Genomic DNA, 16617 nt, shown 5'->3' on the forward strand with positions numbered 1-16617 from the left:
CAGGAAGCGGTCGACTCGCTGGTCGACAACGGGCGACGGGGCCGGGCCGTCTCGGGCTCGAGCAACCACAAGCTCAAGTCGCTCACGGACATGCTCAAGGGCAAGCAGGGGCGGTTCCGCCAGAACCTGCTCGGCAAGCGCGTCGACTACTCCGGCCGCTCGGTCATCGTCGTCGGCCCGCAGCTGAAGCTGCACCAGTGCGGTCTGCCCAAGCAGATGGCGCTCGAGCTGTTCAAGCCGTTCGTCATGAAGCGGCTGGTCGACCTCAACCACGCGCAGAACATCAAGAGTGCCAAGCGCATGGTCGAGCGTGCTCGTCCGGTGGTCTGGGATGTCCTCGAAGAGGTCATCACCGAGCACCCCGTGCTGCTCAACCGCGCTCCGACACTGCACCGACTGGGCATCCAGGCTTTCGAGCCCCAGCTCATCGAGGGCAAGGCCATCCAGATCCACCCGCTCGTCTGCTCGGCCTTCAACGCCGACTTCGACGGCGACCAGATGGCCGTGCACCTGCCGCTGAGCGCGGAGGCGCAGGCCGAGGCACGTGTCCTGATGCTGTCGACCAACAACATCCTGAAGCCGTCCGACGGCCGGCCGGTCACGATGCCGACACAGGACATGATCATCGGGTTGTACTTCCTCACGCTCGAGCGTTCCGGACATGTAGGTGAGGGGCGCGCGTTCAGCACGGTTCCCGAGGCCCTCATGGCCTTCGAGCGTCACGAGATCTCGTTGCAGAGTCACGTCAAGATCCGTATCGAGGGCGTCATCAACGAGACGACCCTTGGCCGCGCGATCTTCAACGAGGCGCTTCCTGACGACTACCCGTACGTCAACCACCAGGTGGGCAAGAAAGAGCTGGGTGTGATCGTCAACGATCTCGCCGAGCGCTACTCCAAGGTCGACGTCGCCAACGCCCTCGACAACCTCAAGGACACCGGATTCCACTGGGGCACCCGCTCCGGAGTCACTGTCTCGATCGAGGACGTCGTGGTGCCCCCGCGCAAGCAGGAGATCCTCGCGACATACGAGGCTCAGGCGGCGAAGGTCCAGACACAGTTCGATCGTGGTCTCATCACCGCGGACGAGCGTCGTCAAGAGCTCATCGAGATCTGGACGCAGGCGACTGCCGACGTCACGGAGGAGATGCTCAAGGGCTTCAAGGAGGACAACCCGATCTGGATGATGGTCGATTCAGGTGCCCGCGGAAACATGATGCAGGTGCGTCAGATTGCCGGCATGCGCGGTCTGGTCGCCAACCCCAAGGGTGAGATCATTCCTCGCCCGATCAAGGCCAACTTCCGCGAGGGCCTGTCGGTGGTCGAGTACTTCATCGCCACCCACGGAGCCCGCAAGGGACTCGCCGACACCGCTCTGCGTACGGCCGACTCGGGTTACCTGACTCGTCGTCTCGTCGACGTGAGCCAGGACGTCATCATCCGCGAGGACGACTGCGGTACCGAGCGCGGACTGCGTCAGGTCATCGCGACCAAGAACGACGAGGGTCGTCCCGTCGCTGACGAGAACGTCGAGACATCGGCCTACTCGCGCACAGCGGCAGCCGACGTCACCGACGACAAGGGCACGGTGCTCGCAGCGGCGGGCAGCGAGCTCGGCGACGTCGAGATCGGTCGCCTCATCGCGGCGGGCATCGAGGAGATCAAGGTCCGCACGGTTCTGACGTGCGAGGCCAAGGCGGGTACGTGTGCCAAGTGCTACGGACGGTCGCTGGCGACCGGCAAGCTCGTCGACATCGGCGAGGCGGTCGGAACCATCGCCGCCCAGTCGATCGGTGAGCCCGGCACGCAGCTGACGATGCGTACCTTCCACACCGGTGGCGTGGCCGGAGACGACATCACGCACGGACTTCCGCGCGTGGTCGAGCTCTTCGAGGCACGTCAGCCCAAGGGCCGTGCGCCGATCACCGAGTCGGCAGGTCGCGTCGCGATCGACGACTCGGACAAGACGCGCAAGCTCGTGGTGACGCCCGACGACGGTTCAGAGGTGCTCGAGTACCCCGTGACCAAGCGCTCGCGTCTGCTGATCGCCGACGGCGACCACGTCGAGGTTGGCCAGCAGCTCACGCACGGCACCCCTGATCCGCAGGAAGTCCTGCGCATCCTCGGTGTCCGCCGGGCTCAGGAGCACCTCGTCGATGAGGTGCAGGAGGTCTACCGCAGCCAGGGTGTGGCCATCCACGACAAGCACATCGAAATCATCGTGCGTCAGATGCTTCGTCGGGTGACGGTCATCGAGCAGGGTGCGTCGAACCTCATTCCGGGTGACCTGGTCGATCGGGCCAAGTTCGAGGAAGAGAACCGTCGCGTCGTGGCCGAGGGCGGCACTCCCGCCTCAGGCCGTCCGGTCCTGATGGGCATCACGAAGGCCTCGCTGGCCGTCGAGTCGTGGCTGTCGGCCGCCTCCTTCCAGGAGACGACCCGCGTCCTCACCGATGCAGCGATCCACGGCAAGTCTGACGCTCTGCGTGGTCTGAAGGAGAACATCATCATCGGCAAGCTCATCCCGGCGGGTACCGGTCTCGACCGCTACCGCAACATCCGGGTCGAGCCGACCGAAGAGGCCCGTCAGGCCGCGTATGCCGTCACCGGCTACGGCGACTACGACTACGGCTTCGGTACTCCTGACCAGAGCCCGGTCAAGCTCGACGACTTTGACTTCACGTCTTACGACAAGTAGTCGTCAGCGCAACGCATGACGAAGCCCCCGGCCGATTGGCCGGGGGCTTCGTCGTCCTCCCGAAGCGTGTTCGTGGACGCTGAGGCTCTGCCGAGGGGAGGCGAGGGGAGGGGAGCAGGGGTGCGGAGGCGAGGGTCGGAACAGGTAGGAAGAGGCGAGTGGGTCAGGCGGAGGCGGACTTCTCCGGTTCCGTTGCCGAGGCGGGAACCTGGTCGGCCGGGACGCGGACGGTGGGGGGAGCTGCCTCACGGAAGAGCCACGTCAGGCGGGGCTCGAAGAGGGGGCGGAAGATCGTCGCGACGGGCTTTGTCATCAACAGGTTGGCGAGCATGATCGCGACGATGATGCATCCGAGGACTGCCTTGGCGCCGTAAGGCTCCAGTCGGTTCCACAGGTCGAACTGACGGTCGAGCAGGATGATGATGAAGCCGTGCAGGAGGTAGCAGTAGAACGTGCGTCCACCCAGCACCGTGGTGATGGAGCGCCTACGCGGTATGAGGGACAGGGTGGCGAAGGTCAGCAGCCCGCCGACGAGCAGCAGCTCTCCGCGCTGCATCATGCCTTCCCACGGGCCGGCGTTCAACGGCGCCTCGGCGTAGCGGTCCTTCCACAGCAGCCAGTCGGTCTCCCACGGGTGTGAATAGAGCTCGCAGATGACGAAAGAGGTGACCAGGACGAACACCGACGCGAGGCGGATGCGCCAGTCACCGAGCTTGATGAAGAGCTCACGGTTCATGTGCAGGCCGATGACCCAGAATGGCAACAGACCGAGCACCTTGGGCAGGGCGAGGACGTTGGGGATCTCGATGAGTCCGGCGAGAAGCGAAATCACGATCGCGGTGGTGATCGGATATTTCAGGGCTCGCCAGATGGGAGTCGTGATGCGCCAGATGAACAGGGCTGCGAGGAACCAGCCGAGCCATTGCGGCGACAGGATCATGAGGTGATCGGGGTAGCTGTCGTAGTGCTTCGTGATGAGCTGGAGGCTTGTCTCGACCAGGAGGTAGGGAACGAGCAGGGTGCTCACGATGCGCCGGATCTGACGGAAGTCACCGACGTAGTGCCGGGCCGTGTAGCCGGAGATCAGGATGAAGAACGGCATGTGGAAGGAGTAGACCCAGGTGTAGACACCTTTGGCGGAGTCCATCACCACGAACTCGGTGAGCGAGTGGCCGATGACCACCAGCAGCATGACCCAGTAGCGGGCGTTGTCGAGATAGGCCACGCGCTCCTTGGGCGGGGACGTGGTGACTGGCAACGGTTCGAGGGCACTCATTGTGCTTGACTCTATAAAGGACCGCCTGACGACGCACAGCGTATTGCGGTGCAGGCCGGGTTTCCGAGCGGAGGAGCACTGTGGACGACGCCTCTCGAACGCAGCGCCTCGGCGCCTATGCCGTCGTGTTGCATGGCAGCGAGATGCTCCTGACCCGCATATCGCCGCAGGGGTTCCCGGTCGGACGGTGGACGTTGCCCGGGGGCGGTGTCGACCACGGAGAGTCGCCTCACCTGACGGTCCGACGGGAGCTGTACGAGGAGACTGGCCTCGAAGCGGTGTCGGCGCGTCTTGTCGACGTCCATGATGTCCATGTCGTCGACATCGGGCGCGATGATGCCTACGAGGACTATCACGGCGTCCACCTCCTGTACGTGGTCGAGGTCGACGCGCAGGTCGAGCCGCACGTGGTCGACATCGGCGGGACGACCGACATGGCCCGGTGGGTTCCACTCGAAGACATCGGTTCGAAGACCGTTCCGGTGCTGTCGATGGTCACCCACGCCCTGGAGCGACTCGATCAGTTCGGTGCTGGCGTGTAGAACAGCGCTGTGTAGTTGCCGCGCGCCGACAAGACGTAGGTGGCGCGGGCGACTGCACCGCCGGTGGCCGTGGTCGTGTAGGTGGTGCTGACCTCGTTGAGGTCTTCCACGATGTCCTTGGTGAACGCCCCCTTGGGACTGTTGGTCCTGACGAACTCCTGGGCGATGATGTCGCCCTCCGCGGCCCGGGGGGTGGTGACGATGGCGAACTTGGGACGAAAACCGCTGAGGATGATCGTGGCGTCGGCCGGGGCGGTCCAGCCGTTGACGAGCCTCGACGTGGCGGGCGCGTCCTCATCCATCTTGGGCCAGATCAGACCCGACAGCTCAGGGGAACCGGTGTCGGGGACGTTGTCGAGTGAGTTGGATTCCTTGGTCAGCTGACCTTTGCGGGGCTCGCCGATGTACTCGACCGTCAACGTCATGACCGGCCGGGTGAGGGCCGACGGCGCGGAGGTACGAGTGGTGTAGTTGCCGGGGTCGACCGCCAGGACGACACGGACGTCACGGTCGTCTTTCGTCAGGCCGCGCACGTCGAGACGGCACGACGTGATGCGGCGCTCGATCGAGGTGCAATAGGTGGAGAGGTCATTGAGGACGATGTTGGAGTTGGGCAGGGCGGCATTGATCTGGGCGAGCATCCGGCGGACCACGACGGTGGGCTTCCCGTCGACACGCATCAGCGAGATCGTCGAGTCGGGACGCGGCGAGTCGTCGAGAAGCTTGAAGGTGTCGTTGCTGGGCGGAGTGTCCACTGTCACGGTAGGCGTGGGCACCGTCTCGCCCTGGCGCAGCTTCTCCTCGGCCTTGACTCGCGCCTCGGCCTCCTTGTTGGCGACGGCGGCATCGAGCTCGGGCTTGTAAGCGGCGATCAGCGCGGGACTCCGGTAGCGCACGAGTGGTCCGAGCTGCGTCGCTCCCCGCGGGACCTGCAGGCCGTACGTGATGGGGCTCTCCGGACCCGACTCGTGCTCAGACACATCGGGAGGTTTCGTCGCTGTCGCCGACGCCGTCGTGGTGGGAGGCGTGGGAGTGGGGCCCCCGCCACTGTCACAGGCGCTGAGCAGGACAAAAAGGGCGCAGGCCGCCGCGGCGAATGCTGCCGATCTCCTCATGGAACCCCTTCATCTGTCGAGCCCCCAGCCTAGGATCCCGCGCAAGTCCGGCACACCCCGCCCCGGCCGCTGCAGGCGACGCTGAGGGGAACGCCGTATTCTCGGTATGTCGCTCAACGCGGCCGACTAGGAGGGCATGGTGTCGACGTTTCACCCCGAGCATCCCGAGACGGTGTTCACGTACGGCGCCCCCGGTCTCAAGTTCGGAGTCGGCGCGCGCCACGAGCTGAGCCACGATCTTGCCCAGCTCGAGGCGAGGCGAGTACTCGTCGTGACCGATCCTGGCGTCGCGGCGACGGGCGGCCCCGGTGAGATCGCCGACTCCCTGCGCGCCGCGGGCATTGACACCGTCGTCTTCGACAGGTCGAGGGTCGAGCCCACGGACGCGAGTCTCATCGAGGCCATCGACTTTGCCCGGGCCGAGGGCCCGTTCGACGCGATCGTCGCGGTGGGCGGCGGCAGCAGCATCGACACCGCCAAGGCGGTCAACCTGCTCGTCACCAACGAGGGCGAGCTGATGGACTACGTCAACGCCCCCGTGGGCAGGGCCCGCGCGCCCCGCAACGTCCTGCTACCGCTGATCGCCGTTCCCACGACGACCGGCACGGGTAGTGAGAGCACCACGATCTGCGTGCTGGACGTCCTCAGCCAGCATGTAAAGACCGGCATCTCGCACCCGCGCCTGCGCCCCACTCTCGCCGTCGTCGACCCAGAGCTCACGATGAGCCAGCCCGCCGGGGTCACCGCCGCCTCGGGCCTCGACATCCTCTGCCACGCGCTCGAGAGCTACACCGCCCGTCCGTTCCAGTCGTACGAGCACAAGACCGCCGAGCAGCGGGTGCCCTACTGCGGTTCGAACCCGATCGCGGACATGTGGTCCGAGAAGGCGCTGAGCCTCATGTCAAGCGCCTTCCGCACCGTGGTGCGGAACGGTGACGATCTCGCCGCCCGCACCGAGGTCGCGATGGCGGCGACATTCGCGGGCCTCGGGTTCGGCAACGCCGGGGTGCACATCCCGCACGCCAACGCCTACCCGATCGCCGGCCAGGTCCGCGACTTCAGGCCCGAGGGCTACGACGTCGACCACGCGATGGTGCCGCACGGCATGGCGGTGTCCCTCACCGCGCCGGCGGCGTTCCGCTTCACCTTCGAGGCATCGCCCGATCGGCATGTCCGTGCCGCCGAGCTGCTCGCCCCGCACGCCGAACGGCCCGACGACGCGGCCGAGTTCCTTCCTCAGGTCCTGGCCGCCATCATGAGAGACGTCGGCATCCCCGCGGGCATCGGCGCCGTCGGATTCGCCGAGGGTGACATTGACGAGCTCGTCGAGGGCACCATGAAGCAGCAGCGGTTGCTCGCGACCGCTCCGCTCGAGGTCACCGAGGACGACCTTTCCACGATCCTCGCCGAATCGATCGAGTTCTGGTGAGAGCAAAAATTCTCCAAGACGGCATGGAGATAGTTCACGAATTGACTCGCTCGGGCGTGAGCGACGTCGACGGATCGACTCTGACGCGCGCGCTCTACAGCACCGATGCCTCGCTCTACCGGGTCGTCCCGCAGGTCGTCGTGCGCCCCCGCAGTGTCGAGGAGGTTCTGGCCACGGTCGACGCCTGCCGCGCGACCGGCACTCCGCTGACGTCTCGGGGGGCTGGCACGTCGATCGCCGGTAACGCCGTGGGCACGGGGGTCGTGCTCGACTTCAGCCGCTACCTGAACCGCGTGCACGACATCGACGTCGAGGCCCGCACCGCGCGAGTCGATCCCGGTGTTGTGCAAGCCGTGCTGCAGAAGGCGGCCACCCCGCTGGGCCTGCGGTTCGGCCCCGATCCCTCGACTCACACGCGCTGCACCGTCGGCGGCATGATCGGCAACAACGCCTGCGGGTCACGTGCCCTGGCCTACGGTCGCACCGCGGACAACGTCGTCGGGCTCGACGTCGTGACGATGGCGGGGGAGCAGCTCTCGCTGACGGCGGGAGCCCCGACGTCGTCGCCGACCCTCGACCAATTGCGTGAGGTCATCGGCGGTGGGCTCGGCACGATACGAACGGAGTTCGGCACCTTCGGCCGGCAGGTGTCCGGCTACAGCCTCGAGCATCTGCTCCCTGAGCGGGGTTTCGACGTGGCGACCTTCCTGGCCGGGACGGAAGGCACTCTCACCACCATGACCTCGGCGACGGTCAGACTCGTCGAGGACCCGCCCCACCGACAGATCCTCGTGCTCGGCTACGCCTCGATGGCCGACGCCGCCGACGACGTGCCGGCGCTGCTCCCGTTTGGCCCCACGGCCTGCGAGGGGCTCGATTCACGCATCGTCGACGTCTTTCGCAAGCACAACGGCGCCGTGCCTGACCTGCCGCGAGGACAGGGATGGCTCTTCGTCGAGATCTCTGGTGACGAGCCCGGCCACATCACCGATGTGGTGCGCAAGGCCGCGGCGGCATCGTCGGCGGTCGCGAGCCGCGTCGTCACCGATCCGGCCGAGCAGGCCGTCCTGTGGCGCATCCGAGAGGAGGGCGCTGGCCTGGCCACCCGCACGCTGCCGGGCAAGGCGCTGTCCGGGTGGGAGGACGCGGCGGTCCCCCCGGCGCGCCTGGGCACCTATCTGCGTGAGTTCGACGCCCTGCTTCGTGACAACGGGCTCGACGGCGTGCCGTACGGTCACTTCGGCGACGGCTGCGTCCACGTGCGCATCGACTTTCCGCTCGACGAGGAGGGTGGTCACGAGCTCTTCCGGTCGTTCTTGGTCAATGCGGCGAAGCTCGTCGCTTCGCACGGCGGCTCGCTCTCGGGTGAGCACGGCGACGGCCGCGCCCGCTCCGAGCTCCTGCCGCTGATGTACTCCGCCGAGGCGATCGACCTGTTCGCGAAGGTCAAGGGGGTGCTCGACCCGGGCGACCTCCTCAACCCCGGTGTCCTCGTCCGCCCCCGTCCGGTCGATGCCGACCTGCGTGGTCCCGAGTCAATCGTGGGGCGCCTTGACGGCCGCCTCGGGCTTCGACTGGTCCACGACGCGGGTGACCTCGGCAAGGCCGTGCACCGGTGCACGGGTGTGGGCAAGTGCCTCGCCGACAACAGCGGATCGAACGGTGTCATGTGCCCGTCGTTCCAAGCGACCCGCGACGAGAAGGACTCCACCCGCGGCCGAGCCCGCGTGCTGCAGGAGATGATCGACGGCCGTCTCGTCACAGGCGGCTACCGGTCGCCGGAGGTCCACGACGCCCTCGATCTCTGCCTCTCCTGCAAGGGGTGCGTCAACGACTGCCCGACCGGCATCGACATGGCCACCTACAAGTCCGAGGTGCTCCATCAGTCGTACAAGGGCCGGCTCCGTCCACGCAGCCACTACGTCCTCGGGCGCCTGCCCTTCTGGGCGCGGGTCACCTCGCCGATCGCCGGGCTCGCCAACCTCGGATTGCGCACGCCGGGTGTCCGCTCGGTCGCCCGCTGGGTGGCAGGTGTCGATCAGCGACGGAGCCTGCCCACGTTTGCACGGCAGAGCCTCACTCGCTGGGCGCGTCGCCGCCCCGCACCCGACGTTGGTCGCCCACGGGTGCTCCTCTGGGCCGATTCGTTCACGGAGTTCTTCGACACCGCGGGTGGCAGGGCTGCCGTCAGCGTGCTGGAGGCGGCCGGCTACCGCGTCGAGCTGTTGGCCAAGCCGGCCTGCTGCGGCCTGACCTGGATCACGACCGGCCAGCTCGACCAGGCCCGATCGATCGTGGGCCAGACCGTCGCCCAGCTGCACCCCTACGTTGACGCGGGCGTACCCGTCGTCGGGCTCGAGCCCTCGTGTCTCTCGGTGCTTCGGTCGGATGCTGTCGAGCTCCTCGACGACCCGCGGGCGGTGGAGGTCGCGCAGGGAGTCTTCACCCTCGCCGAGCTGCTCCAGCGCACCGAGGGCTGGGTGCCTCCTGACCTCAGCGGCACCAGCCTCGTCGTCCAGCCGCACTGCCACCAGGCATCGGTCCTTGGGTTTGAGGCCGACATGGCGCTGCTCAGATCCACAGGCGCCACGATCGAGAGGCTCGCGGGCTGCTGCGGGCTCGCCGGCAACTTCGGCGTGGAGAAGGGGCACTACGAGGTCTCTGTGGCGGTCGCCGAGCAACAGCTTCTGCCGGCGGTCCGTAACGCTCCGCCGGGCGCAATTGTGGTCGCAGACGGGTTCTCCTGCCGTACCCAGCTGCTCGACCTGGTCGACGTCCCCGCCCTCCACCTCGCCCAGCTCCTTGATGGCTGACCTGGAAGCACCCACGTGACCACATGATCAAGCTCGGATCGGCGTTGTCCTGTTCCACCGGGCTCGCCAGTGGCGCGAGCTGAACCGAGTCTGTCCCCGCGTGCTCCGGCTGGATGCCCAGACCGCCTTCTGGTCGCGTCGGCAGATGCATGAGGCAACGATCCATGCCATTGACGCCGCCAGCGCCTCGGAAGAGCCAAAGTCCTGTTCGAAGGGTTCACGACTCCGTGAGGTCGCGCGACGGTGCGGCGACCGATGTGTGCCTCAGACTTCCTTCCGGCGCCGCATCAGTATCTCGGCGAGGTCCCAGTCCAGCTGGGAGTCGATGTCGATTCCGCGATCGTGCGGCATCTCGTAGACGCGGGTCCGGCCGCTCCACAGTCCGAGCCCCAACGTGTGGCGGTGCCAGCAGTACACCGAGCCGTTCAGACCCCATACGGGAGGCGCGGACTGGCGACTGTAAATCGGCTGTTCGGGTGGCTTGACCAAACCAACAGTGCCGTCCGGCCGGGCTTCGACGAGGTTGAAGTAAGGATTCTTGTCCGACAGGTAGCCCGACACGACGACGTCGGTCTGCTCGTCGAGCAGTGCGAGCGCACCCTCGATGTCGGACACGAGTCGCAGCGGCGAGGTCACATCAACGTCCACCACTGTGCCGACCTCGATGCCAAGGCCCTCGACCGTCTCGATCAGGTGCACGATGGCGTCGACCTTGGAGGCCCCGTCATTCGCGAGTTCGGCCGGGCGGAGACCAGGCACGATGGCTCCGAACCCGTCGGCGATCTCGGCGATCTCGGGGCTGTCTGTCGAGACGTACACGGCGTCGATGCTCGGGGCAGCCAGCGCGGTCTCGATCGTGTAACCGATCAACGGCATGCCGAGCAGGAGTCGTGCGTTCTTTCCGGGAACGCCCTTTGATCCACCGCGCGCACAGACAGTGGCGATGACCAGTGGTCTAGGCATGTCGACGTCAGGCACGAGACGAGCGTACTGGCCGTGTCCGGCGCGACTCGGCGAGCGGTCCGCGGTGTCGTGTCCGATAGCCTGCGGGTGTGCCTGTGACCGTGTCCCCCTCCCTGCGCCGGTGGGTTGTCTTCGGCGCCAGCGGGCATGCTGGTGCCGTGATCGACGTCATCGAACAGCGTCATGACGAGGTGATCGCATTGGTAGGAGTTCCTGATCGTGACTGGCCCTACCCCGTCGTCGATTCGGACACGGAAGGCATCGCGCTCGCAGTGGCCGAAGATGCGGCGATCTGTCTGGCCATCGGCAACAATCCGGCCCGACTCGCGCTCCTCGTGCATGCCGACCTCGCCGCACGAGCGCACCCGTTGCAGAGTCCTCACGCTCATGTGTCCACCACTGCTGCGCTCGGACGTGGTGTGGTGGTCATGAGCGGCGCCCATCTAGGCCCGTACTCGACAGTGGCCGACGGCGCGATCGTCAACACCCATGCCGTGGTCGAGCACGACAGCCGTGTCGGCGCAGGCGCCCACGTGGCGCCGGGCGCGCTGCTCCTGGGTGCGAGCAGCGTCGGAAGGCTCTCGCTCATCGGCGCAGGCAGTGTCGTCCTGCCCGGGGTCATCGTGGGGGACGACGTGACTGTGGGTGCCGGAAGCGTCGTGATCGACAACGCTCCGGGGCCCACGACGGTGGCCGGCAACCCAGCCCGTCCCCTGCACGGCCATGCTGAGGAGACCCGATGAGGGCCGTGACCGACTTGTTCAACGGGCCCGAGTCCGAGCAGGTGGCGGTGATCGCGGAGGTCGGCGTGAATCACAACGGCGATGTCGCTCTTGCCCACCGCATGATCGACATCGCCGCGGAGTCGGGCGCCGCTGCGGTGAAGTTCCAGACCTTCCAGCCGGAGGCTCTTGCTGCTGCCTCCGCGGCCACGACGCCGTATCAGCGTAAGAACGGGGGTGCCGCGAGCCAGGCCGAGCTGCTGCGTTCCCTGATGCTGCCTGACTCGGCGTGGCGGGAGCTGATGTCCCACGCGGCCGACCTCGACATCCGCTTCCTCAGCACCCCCTTCGACCTGGCCAGCGCGCACCTTCTCTGCGAGCTCGGGGTCGACGTGCTCAAGGTGTCCTCCGGCGAGCTCACCAATCTCCCGTTCCTCACAGCGGTCGCCGACCTCGGTCTACCACTGCTGGTGTCCACCGGCATGGGCGACATGGCCGAGGTCGAGGCTGCGGTGCAGGCCTGCGCGGCTGCTCCGCGACTGGCGCTGTTCCACTGTGTCTCGGCCTATCCGGCTCCGCTCGAGCAGTGCAATCTCGCCGCGATCCCCGCCATGGCTGCACAGCTGGGTGTGCCTGTCGGCTGGTCCGACCACACCACGGGAGTGTCCGCTGCGGTCATTGCCGTGACGCTGGGCGCCCGTCTGCTGGAGAAGCACTTCACGGTGAGCCGGGACATGCCCGGGCCTGATCATCGCGCCAGCCTCGAGCCCGAGGAGCTCATCGAGTACGTCGCGACCACGACGGCAGTGCCTCGTGCGGTCGGTGACGGGCGCAAGCGGCGCATGCCCGCCGAGGAGGAGAACGCTCCGCTGGTGCGACGATCCTGGCACGCCACGCGGGACATCGACGCCGGTCAGCACGTGGTGCCCGACGACGTCGTGGTCTTGCGGCCCGAGACGGGTATCTCGGCGGCCCGAGACGTGGTCGGACGCCTGACGGCGCGCCCCATCCGTGCCGGAGAGGCCGTCGTCGAAGACATGCTGGAACAAGCGTGACCGACATCAACGTGGCGGTGTTCGTCGGCACACGGGCAGACCTCGGGCCCCTCGAACCGGTGATCACAGCTCTCGCAGATCATCCGGACGTGCGCGTGACCCTGTTGACCGGCGTCGCGTTCGACGTTGATGAGCTACGGGCGGCACTTCAGGAGTCCGATCGCGCACGCGTCGACATCGTCGCTGTTGCTCCTCCCGTCGACCTCGACTCCAGCACCGACATGCTGGTCCACGCGGCAGCGATGTCCCAGGGACTTGCCGTGGCCCTGGCCGACCACGTCTTCGCGCTGGCTGTGGTCCTCGGGGACCGTTGGGAGCTTCTCACCGTGGTTCCGGCTCTGTTCCTCGCGGGGGTGCCGATCGTCCATCTGCACGGTGGGGAAGTGACCGATGGCGCCCTCGATGACCGGGTGCGCCACGCAGTCACCAAGCTGGCAGACATCCATTGCGTGGCGACCGAGAGATCCGCGGATCGGGTACGGCAGATGGGGGAGCCTGCCGATCGGGTCCATGTGACCGGCGCTCCGGGGCTGGACCGTTATCACGAGATCGAGCCTGCATCCGACGCGGAGCTCACGGCGCTTCTGGGCCGCGAGGTCGTCCGGCCGCTCGTCCTGTTCACGTACCACCCGCCGACGGTGGGCGACGTGGCGGATGTCGGGCGCAACTGTGCCGACGCGGTCCGGGCCTGCACCAGCTTTGGTGGTGTGGTGGTCGCCACTCATCCGGGGTTCGACGCGGGTCGGGACGAGGTGATCTCAGCACTCGAGGCTCAGGCGGCCGTCGATTCCGAGTTCATCGTCATACCGTCGCTCGGGCACGTCTACCCGAGGGTGCTGCGCGCTGCGGACGTCGTGGTCGGCAACTCCTCGTCGGGGATCATCGAAGCCGCATCTGCGCACCTTCCGGCGGTCGACATCGGGATCCGCCAGCAGGGGCGTGAGCACGGCGAGAACGTCCTCCACTCGGACGAGGGTTTCGACAACGTCCGTCGAACGGTGGGCGAGGCGCTCGAACCGTCGTTTCGCGCCCGCGCCGCGGCGGTCGTCAACCCTTACGGTGACGGTCGTTCATCCGAACGAATCGTGGAAGCGGTGCTCACCGCCGTCAGCCTGGGCCGCATGAAGCCCTTTGTCGAGGAGAGTGTGAGAAGGCCGTGAAGCTCACAGATCTGACGGTGCACCAGTCGTGCACATTGATCGAGGCACTGAGAGTCATCGACCGTGGGGCCGAGGCGATCTGCTGCTTGGTCGACGACGAGAGCAGGCTCAGTGCGACGCTGACCGACGGCGATGTTCGCCGCGCGCTGATCAACGGCGCACTGCTCGTGGATCCCGCGCTGGCCCACGCGCAGTCACGACCGGCAACAGTCGCCTGTGGGACACCTCGCGCACTGGTGCTTGACCTGATGCAGTCGACTCGCCTGCGTGCAGTGCCAGAGATCGATGCCGACGGCCGCCTCACCGCGCTGCACACATTGTCCGATCTCGTGAGTGCTCGCGAGCTGCCCAATGTCGCCGTCATCATGGCGGGCGGCAGGGGCACCCGACTGGGCGCCCTCACCCGCGACGTCCCCAAGCCTCTGATGAAGGTGGCCGGGAGGTCGATCGTCGAGTGGATAGTCCTGGGTCTGGTGGGCGACGGGATCCGCACGATCTACATCAGTGTCAATCATGGGGCTGATCAGGTCATCGAGGCGCTCGGTGATGGCTCGGCTCTGGGGTGCAATGTCACCTATCTGCGCGAATCGCCCGACAAGCCGCTGGGCACGAGTGGGAGCCTCACCCTGATAGAAAAGCTTCCTGCCGATCCGTTGATCGTCATCAACGGCGATCTCATGGTCGAGTTCGACGCCTCTCTTCTTCTCGATCGTCACAAGGCGTCAGGTGCCGATGTGACGATAGGCGTGCGCACGTACGTCCACACTGTCCCGTTCGGCGTGGTGGACATCGATCCGGACGGTCTGGTGACCTCGATCACGGAGAAGCCGGACCTCGAGGCCAACATCAACACGGCGGTCTACTGCGTCAACCCGACGGCAATCGCGTTGTTGCCGACCGGCGAGCCGAGCACCATGCCAGAACTGGTCCAGCGCTGCCTCGACACAGGTAAGGTCGTGTCCGCATGGCCGATGGCAGCGGACTGGATCGACGTCGGCACTCCATCTGACTTGGCACGCGCGAAGGGGCAGGCATGATCGATGTGGCTGCTGGCACTGACCTAACAGGCGCGACAGTTCTGGTGACCGGGGCCGACGGCTTCATCGGCTCGCACGTGGTCGAGCACGTCCTGGCGCACGGCGGCACCGTACGTGCCTTCTGCCTCTACAACTCGCGCAGCTCACTCGGCTGGCTCGACGAGTCCGAGACGTTTGCCGCCGCGCTCCGATCAGGCCGCGCCGAGGTCGTCCTCGGCGACATCCGCGACGCCGAACATGTCCAGTCGGCAGTCCACGGTGTCGATCTCGTCCTCCACCTTGCCGCGTTGATCGCGATTCCGCACAGCTATGTGGCACCGCGCTCCTATGTCGACACCAATGTGACCGGCACGTTGAACGTCCTCGAGGCAGTGCGCAGGCATGGCACCGCGCGCATGGTCAACACCTCCACCTCAGAGGTGTACGGGACGCCGGAGTCGGTGCCGATCCGCGAGGACCACGCGCTGCGTGGTCAGTCGCCGTACTCTGCGACCAAGATCGCGGCCGACAAGCTGTGTGAGTCGTACGCGCTCTCGTTCGGCACTCCCGTCGTGACGTTGCGCCCCTTCAACACCTACGGACCCCGGCAGTCTGCGCGAGCTGTCATACCGACCGTCCTCAGCCAGCTGTTGGCCGGCGCCGAAGAGCTGCGACTCGGTGCGGTCACCCCTCAGCGCGACTTCACCTTCGTCACCGACACCGCACTCGGGTTCGTCCGCGCAAGTGTGGCCGATCTGGAGCCTGGCGAGGTCGTGCAGCTCGGCACGGGCCGCACCGTGTCGATCGCCGAGGTCGTCGAGATCTGCAAGCAGGTCACTGGCAACGATGCCGAGGTCGTGACCGAGGAGGACCGAGTGAGGCCGACAGGCTCGGAGGTGGAGATCCTGCTGTCAGATCCGTCGAGAGCGAGCGCCGTCCTCGACTGGCGGCCGGCTGTGACGCTCGAGGATGGCCTCAAGGCGACTGCTGACTGGTTGCGGGGAAGGGTTGCCCTCGAGTCGGCTGCGCGGTACCAACGATGAGCGGTTCCGCCGAGATTCACGCCCCGGGCGGTCCGGTCGGCGCCGGCGTCATACCTCTGGCCATACCCGACATCGGCCCGGCTGAGCGCGCGGCCGTCCTTGAGGCTCTTGACTCAGGCTTCGTGTCGTCGGTCGGCCCAGCAGTCGACCAGTTCGAGCGGATGTTCGCCGAGCTGGTCGGGTCCACGTTCGCCATTGCGTGCTCCAGTGGCACGGCTGCACTCCACGTCGCCCTGCGTCTTGTTGGCGTCGAGGCCGACGATGAGGTCTTCTGCTCAGACTTCACCTTCATCGGCTCGAGCAATCCGGTCGCCTACCTGGGAGCCCGGGTCACCCTCGTCGATTCCGAGCCGAACACGTGGAACATGGATCCCGAGATCGTTCGGGTCGAGCTCACGCGGCGTCGTGCGGCCGGGGAGCCGTTGCCCAAGGCGCTCGAGCTCGTGCACGTGCTGGGGCAGCCGGCCGATGCCGCCGCGGTCCTCGACGTGTGTGACGAGTTCGAGGTGCCCGTCATCGAGGACGCCGCCGAGAGCCTCGGTGCAGGCTGGTCCACCGGACCGTTCGCCGGACGGAGCACCGGGTCGGTGGGGCGCATCGGCTGCTTCTCGTTCAATGGCAACAAGATCGCCACGGCTGGGGGTGGCGGCATGATCGTCACTGACGACGAGGCGCTCGCGCGGCGTGCCAAGCACCTGACCACTCAGGCCAAGGTTCCAGATGTCGCCTACCTGCACGACGAGGTCGGCTACAACTACCGGCTCACCAACCTTGCGGCCTCATTAG

13 protein-coding genes are annotated in these 16617 nt (G+C 66.8%); 10 read left to right on the forward strand and 3 right to left on the reverse strand.

Annotated elements, in window-relative coordinates:
* On the forward strand, positions 1 to 2697 hold a 2697-nt coding region (gene rpoC, locus H7290_RS01435; RefSeq protein ID WP_290512236.1), incomplete at its 5' end, for a DNA-directed RNA polymerase subunit beta'.
* A gap of 163 nt (positions 2698 to 2860) precedes the next feature.
* On the opposite strand, the gene H7290_RS01440 is transcribed toward rpoC, so the two are convergent.
* Complete coding sequence (locus H7290_RS01440) at positions 2861 to 3973, reverse strand: acyltransferase family protein (RefSeq protein WP_290512237.1); 1113 nt, start codon at positions 3971 to 3973, stop codon at positions 2861 to 2863.
* Positions 3974 to 4053: 80 nt separating this feature from the next.
* Here H7290_RS01440 and H7290_RS01445 point away from each other — a divergent pair, with 80 nt between their 5' ends.
* A complete protein-coding gene (locus tag H7290_RS01445; protein WP_290512238.1) occupies positions 4054 to 4515 on the forward strand; it encodes an NUDIX domain-containing protein in 462 nt (153 codons plus the stop codon).
* Here the strand turns inward: H7290_RS01445 and H7290_RS01450 are convergent.
* Positions 4494 to 5495, reverse strand: a complete 1002-nt coding sequence (locus H7290_RS01450; RefSeq protein ID WP_290512239.1) for a hypothetical protein — start codon at positions 5493 to 5495, stop codon at positions 4494 to 4496. The two genes, H7290_RS01445 and H7290_RS01450, sit on opposite strands and share 22 nt — an antisense overlap.
* Before the next feature lie 271 nt (positions 5496 to 5766).
* On the opposite strand from H7290_RS01450, the gene H7290_RS01455 reads away from it, so the two are divergent.
* Together H7290_RS01455 and H7290_RS01460 are read left to right on the forward strand one after the other, a co-directional pair.
* Positions 5767 to 7059 (forward strand): hydroxyacid-oxoacid transhydrogenase, encoded by a 1293-nt coding sequence (locus H7290_RS01455; protein WP_290512240.1) that lies wholly within the window; start codon positions 5767 to 5769, stop codon positions 7057 to 7059.
* Between the two features lie 56 nt (positions 7060 to 7115).
* On the forward strand, positions 7116 to 9872 hold the full coding sequence (locus tag H7290_RS01460; protein WP_366927583.1) for an FAD-binding and (Fe-S)-binding domain-containing protein: 2757 nt from the start codon (positions 7116 to 7118) through the stop codon (positions 9870 to 9872).
* Positions 9873 to 10136: 264 nt separating this feature from the next.
* Here H7290_RS01460 and H7290_RS01465 read toward each other — a convergent pair whose 3' ends face one another.
* Positions 10137 to 10850, reverse strand: a complete 714-nt coding sequence (locus H7290_RS01465; protein ID WP_290512241.1) for an acylneuraminate cytidylyltransferase family protein — start codon at positions 10848 to 10850, stop codon at positions 10137 to 10139.
* A 74-nt stretch (positions 10851 to 10924) separates the two neighbouring features.
* On the opposite strand from H7290_RS01465, the gene H7290_RS01470 reads away from it, so the two are divergent.
* From H7290_RS01470 to H7290_RS01495, 6 genes are all read left to right on the forward strand, one after another.
* Positions 10925 to 11578 (forward strand): DapH/DapD/GlmU-related protein, encoded by a 654-nt coding sequence (locus tag H7290_RS01470; RefSeq protein ID WP_290512242.1) that lies wholly within the window; start codon positions 10925 to 10927, stop codon positions 11576 to 11578.
* Positions 11575 to 12612 carry an N-acetylneuraminate synthase family protein gene (locus H7290_RS01475; protein WP_290512243.1) on the forward strand — a complete coding sequence of 346 codons (1038 nt, stop codon included), beginning with the start codon at positions 11575 to 11577 and terminating at the stop codon, positions 12610 to 12612. The genes H7290_RS01470 and H7290_RS01475 overlap by 4 nt, the downstream gene beginning before the upstream one ends.
* On the forward strand, positions 12609 to 13772 hold the full coding sequence (neuC, locus tag H7290_RS01480; protein ID WP_290512244.1) for a UDP-N-acetylglucosamine 2-epimerase: 1164 nt from the start codon (positions 12609 to 12611) through the stop codon (positions 13770 to 13772). The genes H7290_RS01475 and neuC overlap by 4 nt, the downstream gene beginning before the upstream one ends.
* Positions 13769 to 14809, forward strand: coding sequence for a sugar phosphate nucleotidyltransferase (locus tag H7290_RS01485; protein ID WP_290512245.1), 1041 nt, complete (start codon positions 13769 to 13771; stop codon positions 14807 to 14809). The genes neuC and H7290_RS01485 overlap by 4 nt, the downstream gene beginning before the upstream one ends.
* Positions 14806 to 15831 (forward strand): SDR family NAD(P)-dependent oxidoreductase, encoded by a 1026-nt coding sequence (locus H7290_RS01490; RefSeq protein ID WP_290512246.1) that lies wholly within the window; start codon positions 14806 to 14808, stop codon positions 15829 to 15831. Before H7290_RS01485 ends, H7290_RS01490 begins: the two co-directional genes overlap by 4 nt.
* Positions 15828 to 16617 (forward strand): DegT/DnrJ/EryC1/StrS family aminotransferase (locus tag H7290_RS01495; protein WP_290512247.1); only part of this gene is annotated, 790 nt, incomplete at its 3' end. The genes H7290_RS01490 and H7290_RS01495, both read left to right, overlap by 4 nt.

The sequence above is a fragment of the Aeromicrobium sp. genome (genome assembly GCF_014378035.1).
GTDB lineage: Bacteria > Actinomycetota > Actinomycetes > Propionibacteriales > Nocardioidaceae > Aeromicrobium.